At 67.5% G+C, this 14,000-nt stretch carries 11 protein-coding genes; 3 read left to right on the top strand and 8 right to left on the bottom strand.

Translation table 11 applies throughout. From position 1 onward, the window contains the following. Positions 1 to 152: 152 nt before the first annotated feature. Positions 153 to 848 (top strand): PadR family transcriptional regulator, encoded by a 696-nt coding sequence (locus tag ON34_RS21495; RefSeq protein WP_083889611.1) that lies wholly within the window; start codon positions 153 to 155, stop codon positions 846 to 848. Positions 849 to 859: 11 nt separating this feature from the next. Then, positions 860 to 2,347 (top strand): DHA2 family efflux MFS transporter permease subunit, encoded by a 1,488-nt coding sequence (locus ON34_RS21490; protein ID WP_040782175.1) that lies wholly within the window; start codon positions 860 to 862, stop codon positions 2,345 to 2,347. Positions 2,348 to 2,492: 145 nt separating this feature from the next. On the opposite strand, the gene ON34_RS33715 is transcribed toward ON34_RS21490, so the two are convergent. From ON34_RS33715 to ON34_RS21450, 8 genes are all read right to left on the bottom strand, one after another. Further along, positions 2,493 to 3,380, bottom strand: a complete 888-nt coding sequence (locus tag ON34_RS33715) for a hypothetical protein (protein WP_157172369.1) — start codon at positions 3,378 to 3,380, stop codon at positions 2,493 to 2,495. A gap of 316 nt (positions 3,381 to 3,696) precedes the next feature. Next, complete coding sequence (locus ON34_RS21480; protein WP_040782170.1) at positions 3,697 to 4,347, bottom strand: hypothetical protein; 651 nt, start codon at positions 4,345 to 4,347, stop codon at positions 3,697 to 3,699. Positions 4,348 to 4,829: 482 nt separating this feature from the next. Next, on the bottom strand, positions 4,830 to 6,686 hold the full coding sequence (locus ON34_RS21475; protein ID WP_051022945.1) for a molybdopterin-dependent oxidoreductase: 1,857 nt from the start codon (positions 6,684 to 6,686) through the stop codon (positions 4,830 to 4,832). 35 nt (positions 6,687 to 6,721) lie between these two features. After that, on the bottom strand, positions 6,722 to 7,393 hold the full coding sequence (locus ON34_RS21470; protein WP_040782167.1) for a thiaminase II/PqqC family protein: 672 nt from the start codon (positions 7,391 to 7,393) through the stop codon (positions 6,722 to 6,724). Positions 7,394 to 7,517: 124 nt separating this feature from the next. Then, positions 7,518 to 9,311 (bottom strand): AMP-dependent synthetase/ligase, encoded by a 1,794-nt coding sequence (locus tag ON34_RS21465; protein ID WP_040782165.1) that lies wholly within the window; start codon positions 9,309 to 9,311, stop codon positions 7,518 to 7,520. 119 nt (positions 9,312 to 9,430) lie between these two features. Continuing rightward, entirely contained in the window at positions 9,431 to 10,348 is a 918-nt protein-coding gene (locus ON34_RS21460; protein WP_040782162.1) for an alpha/beta hydrolase, read from the bottom strand. 19 nt (positions 10,349 to 10,367) lie between these two features. Further along, entirely contained in the window at positions 10,368 to 11,198 is an 831-nt protein-coding gene (locus tag ON34_RS21455; RefSeq protein WP_040782160.1) for an SDR family NAD(P)-dependent oxidoreductase, read from the bottom strand. Beyond that, complete coding sequence (locus ON34_RS21450) at positions 11,195 to 12,724, bottom strand: flavin-containing monooxygenase (RefSeq protein WP_040782157.1); 1,530 nt, start codon at positions 12,722 to 12,724, stop codon at positions 11,195 to 11,197. The genes ON34_RS21455 and ON34_RS21450 overlap by 4 nt, the downstream gene beginning before the upstream one ends. A 70-nt stretch (positions 12,725 to 12,794) precedes the next feature. Here ON34_RS21450 and ON34_RS21445 point away from each other — a divergent pair, with 70 nt between their 5' ends. After that, positions 12,795 to 13,427 carry a TetR/AcrR family transcriptional regulator gene (locus tag ON34_RS21445; protein ID WP_040782155.1) on the top strand — a complete coding sequence of 211 codons (633 nt, stop codon included), beginning with the start codon at positions 12,795 to 12,797 and terminating at the stop codon, positions 13,425 to 13,427. The last annotated feature ends 573 nt before the right edge of the window (positions 13,428 to 14,000 follow it).

Raw genomic sequence — 14,000 nt, 5'->3', positions numbered from 1 at the left:
CGATCACCGGCAGCTGGATCTTGTCGGCCGACTGTTCCGCGCCGTATATTCCACGTGGAATATACGGCGCGGAGCATGTCGGTTCCCAGGGCTAGCGTGCGAGACGCGGACTCGGCTGACGGTTGAGACGGACGACCAGGAGGTAACGAAGCATGGGGCAGGCGCAACCATCGGTGACACCGCTGGCGATCGCCGTGCTCGCGCTGCTCGAGGAGCGGCCCATGCATCCGTACGAGATGTATCAGACGCTGATCTCCCGGCGGGAGGACAAGCTGGTCAAAGTGCGGCCGGGCTCGCTGTACCACACCGTGTCGCGGCTGGCCGACCAGCAATTGGTCCGTGCCGAGGGCGTCGACCGGGCGGGTAACCGGCCCGAGCGCACCACCTACCGGATCACCGCGCGCGGCACGGACGCGCTGCGCAACCGTATCGCCGAGATCGTGCGGCGACCCATCCCGGAATATCCGGTCTTCCCCGTGGCCCTGGGAGAGCTGCACAACCTGCCCAAGCCGGACGTGCTCGCGCTGCTGCGCGAACGGATCGGTGAGCTGGACACCGAACTGGCCGACGCCGACATGCTGATCGCGTGGGCCGAAGAACACGAGGTCCCCCGCCGCTACTGGATCGCCCTGCCGTTCGTGCGGGCCACCCTCGCCGCCGAAGCGGCCTGGGTCAAGGAGTTCGTCGCCGAATTGGACAGCGGCGCACTCGAATGGGACGACTTCGATCCCGCGACCGGCGCGCGCTCCGAACCCGGCAACGCATGGTCCGCGGGTACCGCGCGGCCACCCGTGCCGGGCGGTGCCGTGCCGAACTCCGCACCGAGTCTTTCAGATAAACCGAGTTAGGAACGGAATACATGCCACCCCAACGCAATCCGTGGCTGGCGCTGATCGCGCTGGTCGTCGGCTTCTTCATGATCCTGCTGGATATGACGATCGTCGCGGTCGCCAATCCCGCGATCATGACCGACCTGCACGCCGACATCTCCCAGGTGATCTGGGTGACCAGCGCCTACCTGCTCACGTACGCGGTGCCGCTGCTGGTCACCGGCAGGTTGGGTGATCGGTTCGGCCCCAAGAACATCTATCTGATCGGCCTCGCGGTGTTCACCGCCGCGTCGCTGTGGTGCGGCTTGTCCGGCAGCATCGGGATGCTGATCGCGGCACGCGCCGCGCAGGGGGTCGGCGCCGCGCTGATGACGCCGCAGACCATGGCCGTGATCACCAGGACGTTCCCGCCGGACCGGCGCGGCGCGGCCATGGGCCTGTGGGGTGGCGTCGCGGGACTGGCCACGCTGGTCGGTCCGATCCTCGGCGGCGTGCTGGTGGACGGTCTCGGTTGGGAGTGGATCTTCATCGTCAACGTGCCGGTCGGTGTGGTCGCCTTCGCGCTTGCGGTCTGGCTGGTGCCCGCGCTGCCGACGCATGAGCACAAGTTCGACATTCCGGGCGTGCTGCTCAGTGGGGTGGGCATGTTCCTGCTGGTGTTCGGCATTCAGGAGGGCAACAGCTACGACTGGTCCCTGCGGATCTGGTTGATGATCGGCGCGGGCGTGCTGGTGCTCGCGGCGTTCGTGGTCAACCAGGCGCGCAACACCGGTGAGCCGCTGCTGCCGCTCGGCTTGTTCCGGGACCGCAACTTCGCGCTGTCCAATATCGCCATCGCCGCGATGGGCGCGGCGGTGACCTCGCTGATGGTCCCGGCGTACTTTTATCTGCAAGCCGTCCGGGAGATGTCGCCGACCAAGTCCGCTTTGGTCTTCGCGCCCATGGCGATCGTGACCGGTGTCGCGGCTCCGCTGATCGGCAGATTCGCCGACAGGCTGCACCCGCGGGCGGTGCCCACGGTCGGCTTCGGTCTGTTCGCGGGGTCGGTGTTCTGCTTCTCGGCGCTGATGGAGCCCGACTCGTCGCTGTTCTGGTTCCTCGCCGCCGCCGCATTGGGCGGATTCGCCAACGCCTGCATCTGGGCGCCGCTGGCGGCGACCGCCACGCATAACTTGCCGGTGCAGCAGGCCGGTGCGGGCGCGGGCGTCTACAACACCACCCGCCAGGTGGGTTCGGTGCTCGGCAGTGCGGCGATCAGCGCTCTCGTCGCGGCCAGGATGACGGCGAACGGCCTTGGCGGTGGTCCGGTCGCCGAGGGCGGCGCGGGCCAGGGCGGCCCGCTCCCGGGGTTCGTGAAGGACGCCTTCAGCACCGCGCTGAGCCAGTCCACCTTGCTCCCCGCGGGCATCCTGTTGATCGGCGTCTTGGCCTCGGCGCTATTCATCCGCCATGGCGGCCAGTCCGCCCCGGCGGCACCGAAACAGGCCCGGGCAACCGCCGATTCCCTGACCAGCTGACTCCGCGAACACGTTGCCCCGGAGGCACATATCGCCTGCGGGGCAACAGCGCTGTCAGCGAACCAGCCCGCTCAGCCTGCTCCATTCGAGGCCGATCCGGATCGGCATATCGATACACACCCGGAGCGTGCCCGGCGGTGGGTGCTCAGCGTTGGATCAACAGGGCGGTCGGGTTGAGTACGACCCACTCCTTGTTCGAGAAGGTGTCGGATCCGTCGATGGCGTCCCAGCCGCGCAAGGCGCCGTATTGGCCGATGTCGGCCAATGCCAGCTCCTTGTCCTGCAGCGCGGTGTAGCGAGCTGTCTCCTCGGGCGTGCGGTCCGCTGTATTGCGCAGATCCCGTAGTTCACGCTCGACTTGCGCCAGGGTGTGGGTACGTTCGGACTGGAGTGCGCGGAGAGTGATTTTGTTGGCACCGGGGCGTAGCGCCATCCGCACCACCCGAGCCTGCCGTGTGGAGAGGTCCTGCGTGCCGGTGGGATCGGCGTAGTGGAGTGCGACGTCCTTCAGCGGCGAGGCATACGTCCCGGATCCGGTGGGGCCGCCGCCAGGTCGCACCGGGCCGGCGATGAAGGCGTCGAGGTAGCTATCCTCCTCGAACCCCCGGAACAGCTCTTGCCCGCCCGCGGCGATCGCCGCGTCCACCTCGTGCGGTGTGGCGATGGTGAGGGGGCCGTCGAATCCTTGCAGCCGTTGGATCTCTTCGAACGTCGGGTAGCTCCCCAAGGACCCGGTTCCCCTTGCCCGCCGCAGTGCGCTGTAGTCGACTTCGTCGATCAGATCGCGACCACGCACGTAGGTGGAAGACGTTGCGGTGCTGGCGATACCGCCGGACACGTCGGAGAATGGGGCCCGCAGAGCCGATCCGTTCGCCGCATCGGCATCCACGACCCTGGCAACGGTCTCGGTGACGCCACGGGCGGCCTGCGCGGGCGCTGCGGCGACGGCGGCGCTGTAGTCCTTGGCTGCCGCGCCGAGCAAATCGCGCACAGACCGCCACGCTGCGTCCAGCCCACCGCCCATAACTGTCACCGTGCCGCACCGCACACGTGCCGCGCAACGTGTCCGTTCCCGATTCGAATTCATCGACGACGTCATCCTCGACGGCAATCAAGTGCTGCTCGCGGGTAGAGCATCGGCCGGAAATCCGGGGTTGCGGGTCGTCCCGGCCCGATGTAGCCGCCAGCTGAGGTGAGTCGGGAGACTATCTGCCGTACAACACAATCGGATCGCATCCGAATCGGTACGACCTGCCAGGTGGACCGCGCTGCATGCCATTGCCGACGGATTTCTGACAACCCGCAAGACGACCAGCCGGCCGTCGATCGGAAGCTTATTCAGACTCGGGCTACCGCCGGAGTTGGTCCATCGCGCGGCGGGTCTGCTGTTCGGTGATCCGCTGGATGTCGTCGAGATCGGCAGGAGTTTCGGGTGCGGCGCCCTCGTTGTGGCGGAATTCGACGCGGATGGTCACCTCGATTGCGAGGTTGTCGTCGAGGACGCCGACCTCATAGGTGACCCAGGTGCTCCCGCCGTGCCTGATGATCTCGCGCCCGAAGTACGCCTCTTGCCCGAGATTCGGCAGGTCACCATGCGAAGTGGTCTCGGTGATGTCGGTCTTCAGTGTCCAGAAGCCTCTCGCGAGGTCATAGGCGATGCGGGCTTTCCATTGTGCGGGCTCTACCGAGGCGTCGACGGAGATCGATGCCGATCGAGCGGAGCCGGACGGGGCGCTCGATTCGGTGCACGATGTGTCGACCAGAGAGTTATCTTGTGTGGTCCTACTGTCACCGGTCCATTGTTGTAGCACCGAGCCGTCGATGAGGGAGCACGGATCCTTCGCTTTTTCGGCGGCGTAGGTCCACCTCGTCCAGGGGAGTTTGCCGGTTTTGGCCGAGTACAGTGCGACAAACGCGCCCGCTGCGGCAGTGGTGAAGGCCAGTCCCACAATCAGCAGGATGATCCATAGTCGGCGGCGCGATGCGCGGGGCGCCGCCATCGGAGGCGTGACAGCATGCCCCGGCTGTGCGCTGTAGGGGTGTTCGGTGCGTGACATCGGGATCCATTCGTCTGCTGCGTTCCTACTCCGCCACGATCGCCGGTCGAGCTTATGACGCCCTTAAGGCTGGGTTGGCACATCGGCCTGTGTGCTGCCCGGCCCGCGCTTCTCTCGCACCGCCACTATCCACCCCCGGACCGAAGCCACCCCCATCGAATCAGTCTGGCCAACTGACTTTCGCCCTTGGGTCGAGAAGGAATCGTCGCCCGGCACCGACCACTGGCGGCCCGGCAATCGAAGTCCCTTTCGTCGGCACCACCGAATGTGCACCAGAGCCGTTGAACAGACACTCCCCAGATCAGTCGAGCAACCGAGTCGGGCCCTGTCCTCGGATGACGTGGGGGCGTCATCGACTGCCGGTGCGCGAGTCGGCACGCGTCGTCAAAGCGGCTAACCGCCATCGAGGGTTTCCGGCGGCGGGCTCAGCCGACCTGGACGGTGACAGAGGGGTAGCCGGTCGCGCCGTCGGGGATTACGTCGCGGCGTTCGGCGGTTTGGGTTTCGCCGGTGCCGTCGGTAGCGCGGGCGCGGATGGTGTGCGGGCCCGCGGTGGCGTCCCACTCGAAGACCCACTGGCGCCAGGTGTCGATGGATTGTTCGTCGGACAGGCGGGTCGGTTGCCATGGGCCGTCGTCGATCTGGACCTCCACGGCGCGGATGCCGCGATGCTGTGCCCATGCGACGCCTGCGATGGGGATACGACCCGGTGCGAGGCGTTTGCGGCCGCGTGGGGTGTCGATGCGGGTGCCGGTCTTGATCGGGCCGAGCGCCGACCAGCCGCGACGGGTCCAGTAGGCGGTGGCGCGGTCGAAGCGGGTGACTTCGAGTTCGGTCACCCATTTGGTGGCCGAGACGTAGCCGTAGAGGCCCGGCACGACCAGCCGGGCCGGGTAACCATGTTGCACGGGAAGGGGTTCGCCGTTCATGCCGACCGCGAGCAGGGCGTCGCGTCCATCGGTGAGTACGGCGAGGGGAGTGCCCGCGGTCCAGCCATCGGTGCTGTGCGACAGCACCATGTCGGCGTCCGGGTGCGGGCCCGCCTCGGCGAGTAACTCGTCCAGGCGGTAGCCGAGCCAGCGGGCGTTGCCGATCAGGTCGCCGCCGACCGGATTGGACACGCAAGCCAGGGTGATCAGGCGTTCCTCGACCGGCCGATGCGCCAGATCCGCCCAGCCGAGCCGGATTTCCCGGTCGACCATGCCGTGGATGCGCAGCGACCAGTCGTCCTTGGACACCTGCGGCACGATCAGCGCGGTGTCGATCCGATAGAAGTCGTCGTTGGAGGTCAAATACGGTGTCAGCCCGGGTACACGCAGGTCCGCACCGGGCGCCACGGGCGCGGCGGGCGCGGTCGGCTCCGGCAGTTGCACCGCGGCTCGCTCACCCGACACGTCCTGCCGCCGCACGCCCAGCAGGCGCCCACCGACACCCGTGACCACGGCCGAGCCCCCCGCAACCAGCAGCCCCTGTAAGACTTGCCGCCGTGAGCTCCGCGCGTCAGCGGTGTCGTCGCCCCCTGCCCGGGACGGCGGGACGGGGGCCGTGCTCGTTGTGTGCGCCTGCGCATCCGCCGAGCTCTCGAATTCGGCTCCGGCCCGCCGTTCTTCGCGGTCTTGCCCAGATATTGGGTGAGCCGCCGGTCGGCCTACCGGATCCGGCGCCGATGCGGGTCCGGCGTGCGCGGCTCGGGCGGCATCCGAGTCCTGCGGACCGTGATCCGCGCGCGCGTGTCCGAGATCATCGCCGGTGTTGCCCGGTCCGCTGAGCGCTGTGCGGTCCGCCGCTGCGGTCCGGGATGCGGATGTGGTGTCCGAGGGTGACGCACCGGTCTGCTCGTCGGCAGCTGACCGCTGTGCTGCCCGGTCGATCCTGCGGGTCAGCACGCGCAGCGTGTAGATGCCGACGCCGACGCCGATCACAGTCGGCAGTGCCCCGCCGACGCCGGTCCGCGCCATGGCGACGCCCCCGGCGATCACCCCGAATGCGACGAACAACCACGATCCCGCGGCGCGTGTGCCGCGCTCGACCGCTCCCGCCAGCCCCGCGACGATCACGGCGACGACGCCCATGATCAGATACAGCACGGCCTTGTCGTTCGTGCCGAACGTGGTGATCGCCCACTCGCGCAGACCGTCGGGCGTGTGATCGACCACGGCCGAGCCAAGGGAATCGAGTGGTGCGCTACCCGCACCGAAGAAGGCCGCGAGCAGTTCGGCGACGCCCAGCGTCAGTCCCGCCGAGACGATCCCGGCCACCACCCGCAGTCGCAGCACGGTCATGGCTTCGAGGCTACTGCCGCGCCGACCGTCCGTCGCTATCCGGCGAATTCGTCGGCGAGGGTGTTCCAGAACATCAGCTCATAGCTCTGGAACAGCCGCGCGAACGTCCGGGCTTCGTCAGGGTCGAGCTGTCCGGAATCGAGCCCGGCCTGCACCGCGGCGAGGGCTTTCGCTTCGATCTCCGGGACGTCGGCGGTGTAGAAGTCGAAGAACGCGCACGCGTCGTCGTCGAAGCCGTAGTACGTGCGCATCGCGGCGGCGACCTCCCCGCAATACCGGCCCCAGGCGGCGAGATTCGTATACAACGCGGCAATGACCGCGGCGGCGGCGCCGTTGAGCGCCAACCAGGCCATGAAAGCCGGATACGCCTGGCAGCCCGGTCGCGGTTGCTCGGCGGCGGTGTCCGGACCGGCCGCCGCCACCAGCCCGTCCAGCAAATGGTGCGCCTCTTGCTCGCCCGGCGCGAGCGCGGTGAAGAAAGCGCGGGCATGTGGCTCGTCGGCCCGTGCGGCCAGCGTGTGAACACTGCGCCAGTCGCTACGGGTGATGCGCAATTCCTCGGCGGCGATGGCGGCGAACACCGCCAAAGGCGCCGTTCCCGCCGCGATCAGCGGGACAAGGCGGTTGTCGTCGTCGTGTGGCGCCAGCTCTGCCTGGATCCGGTTGAGCAGTGTTCGTGCGGGCAGTGTCCATTCCGATTGCGTCATCGCAAACCTCCGATGTCCTCGACGATGTCGGCTCCGATTCGGGTCGAGCAGCCTGCTCCAGCTCCTTGAACGCGAAGGGCGCTGTCCGCAATCGTTTGCGGACAGCGCCCTTCGAAACACCAGCTCAGTTGTAGATCTTCGCCACGTCGTCGGCGTGCTGCTTCATCACGACCGCACGCTTGAGCGACATCTTCGGGGTGAGCTCGCCGGTCTCCTGCGTCCAGTCGATGGTCAGCAGACGGATCTTCTTGATCTGCTCGGCGTGCGAGACCTTCTTGTTGGTCTCGGCCACCGCGGCGTCCACCTCGGCGATCAGCTCCGGGTGCTCGATCAGCTTGTCGATCGGGGTGTCGGCGGGCAGGCCGTGCCGTTCCCTCCAGCCGGGCAGCGTCTCCGGGTCCAGCGTGATCAGCGCGCCGATGAACGGCTGGCCGTCGCCGACCACCATCACCTGACTGATCAGCGGATGCGCCCGCAGCGAGTCCTCCAGCAGCGCGGGGGAGACGTTCTTGCCACCGGCGGTGACGATGATCTCCTTCTTGCGGCCGGTGATGGTGATGAAGCCGTCCGCGTCGATGGCGCCGAGGTCACCGGTCTTGAACCAACCGTCCTCGAAGGCGTCCTCGGTGGCCTCCGCGTTGCCCCAGTAACCGCTGAACACAACCGAGCCGCGCAGCAGCAGCTCGCCGTCCTCGGCGATCTTGGCGGCGTGGCCCTCGATCGGCCGTCCGACGGAGCCGACCCGGATGTGCTCCGGGGTGTTCACGGCGATGGCGGCGGTGGTCTCGGTGAGGCCGTAGCCCTCGTAGATGGTCACGCCGACGCCGCGGAAGAAGTGGCCGAGCCGCGCGCCGAGCGGGCCGCCGCCGGAGACGGCCGCCTCGCACTGCCCGCCGAGCGCCGCCCGCAGCTTCGCGTAGACCAGCTTGTCGAACAGCGCGTGCTTCAGCTTGAGCAGCACGCCGGGGCCGCCGTTGTCGATCGACTCGCTCCACGCGATCGCGGTGTCCGCGGCGGCGTCGAAGATCTTGCCCTTGCCGCCGTCGTGCGCCTTCTGCTTGGCGCTGTTGAACACCTTCTCGAACACGCGGGGCACCGAGAGGATGAAGTGCGGCTGGTAGCTGCCGAACTGCTCGACCAGGGTGGACCAGTCGGCGGTGTGCGCGACGATCACCTTCGCGTCGAACGCGGCCAGCGCGACGGCGCGGGCGAAGACGTGCGCCAGCGGCAGGAACATGAGGGTCTTCTTGCCCTCGGCGACGTACTTGTGCAGCGCGATCCGGTCGGACTTGGACTCCGCGTAGAGGTTCGCGTGGGTGAGCATGACGCCCTTGGGGCGGCCGGTGGTGCCCGAGGTGTAGATCAGGGTGGCGGGCGACTGCGCGCCGACCTGGGCGCGACGGTCGTGCACGGCCTGGTCGTCCAGGTCGGCGCCGCGGCTGATCAGCTCGTCCAGCGCGCCCTTGTCGATCTGCAGGATCTCGCGCAGGTCGGGCATCGATCCGGACTCGATCTCGTCGATCACCTTGCGGTGCTTGTCGCTGTCCACGATCAGGAGCTTGGTGGTCGAGTCCTGCAGGATCCACTTGGCCTGCTCGGCGGCGGAGCTGTCGTAGATCGCGACGGTGCAGCCGCCCGCGGCCCAGATCGCGAAATCGAGGACAGCCCATTCGTACCGCGTGGGGGCCATGATGGCGACGCGATCGCCGAAGTCGAGGCCCGAGGCGATCAGGCCTTTCGCCACGCCGGTGACGGTCGTCGCGAACTCCGCGGCGGTGACGTCCTGCCAGCCGCCACGGCCGTTCGGCACGTTGAACAGCACCGTGTTCGGCGTCTGCTCGGCATGGCGGAAGACGTTGTCGGAATTGTTCGCGTCATCCGGGATGGTGTAAGAAGCCGGGACTTCGAACTCTCGCATCAGTGCCCTTCCACGTGGGTTTACTCGCCAGTAATCTACGACACCTGCGCCAGGGCCGTGAGGTCGACCACCGCAAGCGGCCCCGCACATTACCGACCGGTACGGACCCGCTCCGCTGCTCATCCTAGTTCGCGCAGGTCCGCGGGTTGAATGGCTTCGCGCAGGAATCCGGCGAGTTCGCCCAGTGCGGCCGCCGCGGGCGCCGCCAGCGCGGCCTGCAGCTGTGCGACGTGCCACAAGCCCTTGCTCTCGGTGAACTGCACGTGCACGCCCGCCGCCCGCAGCGCGGCGACCAGATCCACGCATTGCGTGTGCAGCAGCTCGCTGACGTCGACCTGCACATAGGTCGGCGGCAGCCCGCGCAGCTCGCCGGTCAGTGGCGCGTAACCCGGGTCGGCCGGGTCCCCGTCGCCCAGATAGGCGGCCGCGCAGGCGCGCGACCACGGCTTGTTGATCACCAGGTCGCGCTGGCGATCGGGGATCTGGTTGGGATCCGCCCACGGTGCGATCAGGCCTAGCGCGGCCGGAGTGCATCCGTGCCGCGCGATCAGGCGTTGGGCGAGCGCCAGCGAGAGACCGCCGCCCGCGGAATCACCGGAGACGGCGATCTGCCCCGCGTGGTAGCCCGCGCTCGCCATCAGCTCCAGGAACGCGGCCTCGGCGTCGTCGAGCGCCGCGGGGAACGGATGCTCCGGCGCGAGGCGGTAGTCCAGAACGTAGACCGCGCAGCCGGTGTCGCGCGCCAGCCGGGCCGCCAGCGAGCGGTGCGTCGCCGTCGAGCCGACCGCGTAGCCGCCGCCGTGCAAGTAGAGGACGGCGCCGTGGCCGGAGGTGTCCGCGAAGCTGATCCGCTCCGCGGGCCTGCCGCCCAGGCGCAGCCGATGCACGATGCTGCCCTCGGGCAGCAGCTGCGCCCGCGAACCGATGTCGAGCAGCCTGCGCTGCATCGAGAACGGCAACCGCTTGTTGAGCGTGACCCGGAAGAGGGGATTCAGTACCGCCCGTGCGACGGGCAGCGGAAGGTCGATGTCCCGCACGATGTTCCTCGAATCCGGATCAGGGCAGGAAGCGGCGTTCGACGTTGGCCGCGATGCGCTGGTAACCCGACGCGGTCACCCGGACGAACAGGTCCAGCAGCTTGGCCTCCCAGCCGATCAGCACGCGGCCGTGACCCTTGCGCACGCCTTCGGTGATGGTCTGCGCCGCCATGTCGGCGGTGTGGATGGCCAGCTTCTTGTCGAACATCGACGCGGCCGACTTGGGGTCGATGCCTTCGGCATACGTGGCGTTGCGCGCCACGGCGGTCTTGATGCCGCCGGGGTGTACACAGGTGACCTTGACCGGATGCCGCGCGACCAGCATCTCCTGCCGTAGCGACTCGGTGAAGCCGCGCACCGCGAACTTCGCCGCGTTGTACGCGCTCTGGCCGGGGATCGCGATCAGGCCGAACAGGCTGGACACGTTGACGATGTGCCCGTCGCCGGATTCGATGACCATCGGCAGGAACGCCTTGGTGCCGTTGACCACGCCCCAGAAATCGACGTCCATGACGCGCTCGAAGTCCTTGAACTCCGAGCGGAGCACCTCGCCGTGGTGGGCGATGCCCGCGTTGTTGTAGACCTGGTGGACCGTGCCGAAATGCGCCTTGACCGCGTCGGCGTAGAGCAGCACCGCCTCGCGTTCGACCACGTTCAGCCGGTCGGACTTGACCTCGGCGCCGAGCTGCTCGCAGCGGCGCACGGTCTCGGCAAGCCCCTCGACGTCGATATCGGACAGCGCCAGTTTGGCGCCGCGCCGGGCCAGATTCTCGGCCAATGCGCGGCCGATCCCGGAGCCCGCCCCCGTGATCACACACACCTTGTTCTTGAAGTAAGCGTCCTTGCTCACCGTGCCACTGCTTTCAGATCGGATCGAGAAATGGAGATGTCGTACGCCGACACGTCGAATGTCCTGGTCTGCCGACGGAATTCGAAGGTGAAGTCCGGCCACAGCGTGGTGTTGTTGCCGTGCTTGTCCAGGTACCAGCTCGAGCACCCGCCGGTCAGCCAGACGCTGCGGCCGAGCTTCGCCTGCAGGTCGGCGTTGTAGGCATCCTGCACGTCGCGGCGCACTTCCACGGTACGCAGGTCCAGGCGATCGATGGTGGCCAGCGCGTCGGCGATGTAGTTGATCTGCGATTCGATCATGTACACCATCGACGTGTGCCCGAGGCCGACGTTCGGGCCGAGCAGGAAGAACATATTGGGGAAGTTGGCGACCGAGGCGCCCTTGTAGCCCTGCTGGCCGATCTCGTCGAACACTTCCGCGAGGGTGCGGCCGTCGCGGCCCGCGATCGTGTCGTAGGTCGGCGAGTCGGTGACGTGGAAGCCGGTCGCGACGATCAACGCGTCGATCTCGCGCTCGGTGCCGTCCTTGGTGACGATCGAGTTGCGGCGCACCTCGGCGATGCCGTCGGTGATCACGTCGACGTTGGGGCGCGACAGCGCCGGGTAGTAGTCGTTGGAGATCAGCATGCGCTTGCAGCCGATCCGGAAGTTCGGCGTGACCTTGGCGCGCAGTTGCGGATCGCGAATCTCATAGCGCAACTTGGCTTTCGCGATCATCTCGAACAGCTGCATAAGGGCGGGCGCCTTGGCCAGACCCACCACCTGTGTTTCGCGCGCGGCGTAGATGGCCGCGCGGGACAGTCGCTGGAAGCCCGGGATGTGCTTGAAGGCGAGCCGCTCGGCCTTGGTGTAGGGGCGGTCGAAGCGCGGCAGCAGCCACGGCGCGGTGCGCTGGTAGACGTCCAGGCGGCCGACTTTCGGGGCGATCGCGGGCACGATCTGGATGGCCGACGCGCCGGTGCCGATGATGGCGACCCGCTTGCCGGTGAGGTCGACGTCGTGGTTCCAGCGGGCGGAGTGGAAGACCTCGCCTTCGAACTGGCTGATGCCCTTGATGTCCGGCAGGGCGGGTTCGCAGAGCGCGCCGACCGCCGAGACCACCGTGTTCGCGGTGAACCTGCCCTGGGTCGACTCGATCTCCCAAAGCGCGGTGTCGTCGTTCCACCGGGCGCCGGTCACGTCGCAATCGAAGATGTGCTTGTCGCGCACGTCGAAGCGGTTGGACACGTCCTGGATGTACTGCTGGATCTCCCGCTGGCGGGAGTAAGACCGCGACCAGTTCGGATTCAGCGCGAACGAGTACGAGTACAGGTGTGAGGGGACGTCGCACGCGGCGCCGGGGTAGGTGTTGTCCCGCCAGGTACCGCCGACATCGCTGCCGCGCTCCAGCACGAGGAAGTCGTTGCGACCCTCCTTCACGAGGCGGATGGCCAGACCCAGACCCGAGAACCCGCTGCCGATGATGATCGTCCTGGCGTGGCGTGTGGGTCGGCCGGCGACAGCATTGTCTGTGACCTTGCGACTCATATAATCGAGACTACGGTGCTATTGAGCGCGAGTCAACAGTGTATTGAGCAGCGTTCAGTAGGATGATCCGGTGACCATCAGCCGAGACGAGACCGCGAAGCGCACCCGGCTCAGCCCGGAGGAACGGCGCGAGCAGTTGATCACCCTGGGTGCGAAGATGCTCGGCGAGCGCACCATCGACGACATCTCCGTCAGCGAGATCGCGGCGCGGGCCGGTATCTCCCGCGGCCTGCTGTTCCACTACTTCCCGACCAAGCACGACTTCCTGCTGGAGATCGTCCGCCACGCCAACGCCGAACTGCTCGAGCGCGTCGCCCCCGACCGCAACCTGGGCATTTCCGCGATGCTGCGCGACTCGATGGAGCGCTACATCGACTACGTCAGCGAGAACCGCACCGCATACCTGGCGTTGCTGCGCGGCCCCACCAGCGTCAGCCCCGACCTGGCGGCCCTGGTCGACCTGACCCGCGACGCGATCGTCGGCATCATCCTCGCCGAAGTCCCGGTGCCGATCTCCGACGCGGACCATCCGCGGCTCATGCTCGCCATGCGTGGGTGGATCGCGTTCGTGGAGGAAACCACGCTTACGTGGTTGCGCACGGAGCCTATTTCCCGCGAGCAACACATCGACCTGCTGGTTGAATCGCTGATCGCCATAGCGTTTTCCGTTGACCCGGATTTGGCGGCCGCGTTGCGCAGCTGAGGCGCGCAGGCACGCATCGCCACCTCGCCGCAGGCAGCGGTCTGGATGGCTGCGTCTTCTGGCGTAGCTGGGGCCGTCGCCCGTCGGTCTGCAGTCGTGCCCGTGGACCGCAAGAGTTCCGTGCGGACATGGTCGTGGCCGCGGAAACCCTCATCGTCGGGTACATCCACCAAGACCCCTGCGGACACCTTGGATCACGGCATCTCCCAAGGAGCCTGCCGACAGCTCGACCGGCCCAAGGGCTGCGTCCGCAGCCGATACCGCGGTGTCATGTGACCCCTGCCCACACGCTGAACGCATAGTGCCCTTGTGCCGCCAATCCCCCGCTCTTACAGTGCCTTTCGCGTTCCGTAGGATATCGCGCCGAATACCGTTGAGTGGTCGGTTGTATGGGACGCGATGGAGGTGACCGCTGATGCTGGTCATCAACGAACGAACGACGGCACCGCGATCCGAGCAACGTGTGCTCGACTGGATCCGGAGCTGGACCGGGCAGTACGTCATTGTCGGACTAGCGATCTCGGGATGCTACTTACCCGACCGCAATCGCAAGGATGAGGCGCAGGAAGCCGA

Origin of the sequence: Nocardia pneumoniae NBRC 100136 (assembly GCF_000308755.1) — a bacterium.
Lineage (GTDB): Bacteria > Actinomycetota > Actinomycetes > Mycobacteriales > Mycobacteriaceae > Nocardia > Nocardia pneumoniae.
This window is presented reverse-complemented; position numbering and strand designations above follow the sequence as displayed.

What these genes read in the sequence shown, in the direction of transcription:
- ON34_RS21480 (WP_040782170.1), bottom strand. Translation starts at nt 4,347, where the DNA reads ATGGCGGCGCCCCGCGCATCGCGCCGCCGACTATGGATCATCCTGCTG.
- ON34_RS21465 (WP_040782165.1), bottom strand. Translation starts at nt 9,311, where the DNA reads ATGCGAGAGTTCGAAGTCCCGGCTTCTTACACCATCCCGGATGACGCG.
- ON34_RS21470 (WP_040782167.1), bottom strand. Translation starts at nt 7,393, where the DNA reads ATGACGCAATCGGAATGGACACTGCCCGCACGAACACTGCTCAACCGG.
- ON34_RS21450 (WP_040782157.1), bottom strand. Translation starts at nt 12,724, where the DNA reads ATGAGTCGCAAGGTCACAGACAATGCTGTCGCCGGCCGACCCACACGC.
- ON34_RS21490 (WP_040782175.1), top strand. Translation starts at nt 860, where the DNA reads ATGCCACCCCAACGCAATCCGTGGCTGGCGCTGATCGCGCTGGTCGTC.
- ON34_RS21475 (WP_051022945.1), bottom strand. Translation starts at nt 6,686, where the DNA reads ATGACCGTGCTGCGACTGCGGGTGGTGGCCGGGATCGTCTCGGCGGGA.
- ON34_RS21495 (WP_083889611.1), top strand. Translation starts at nt 153, where the DNA reads ATGGGGCAGGCGCAACCATCGGTGACACCGCTGGCGATCGCCGTGCTC.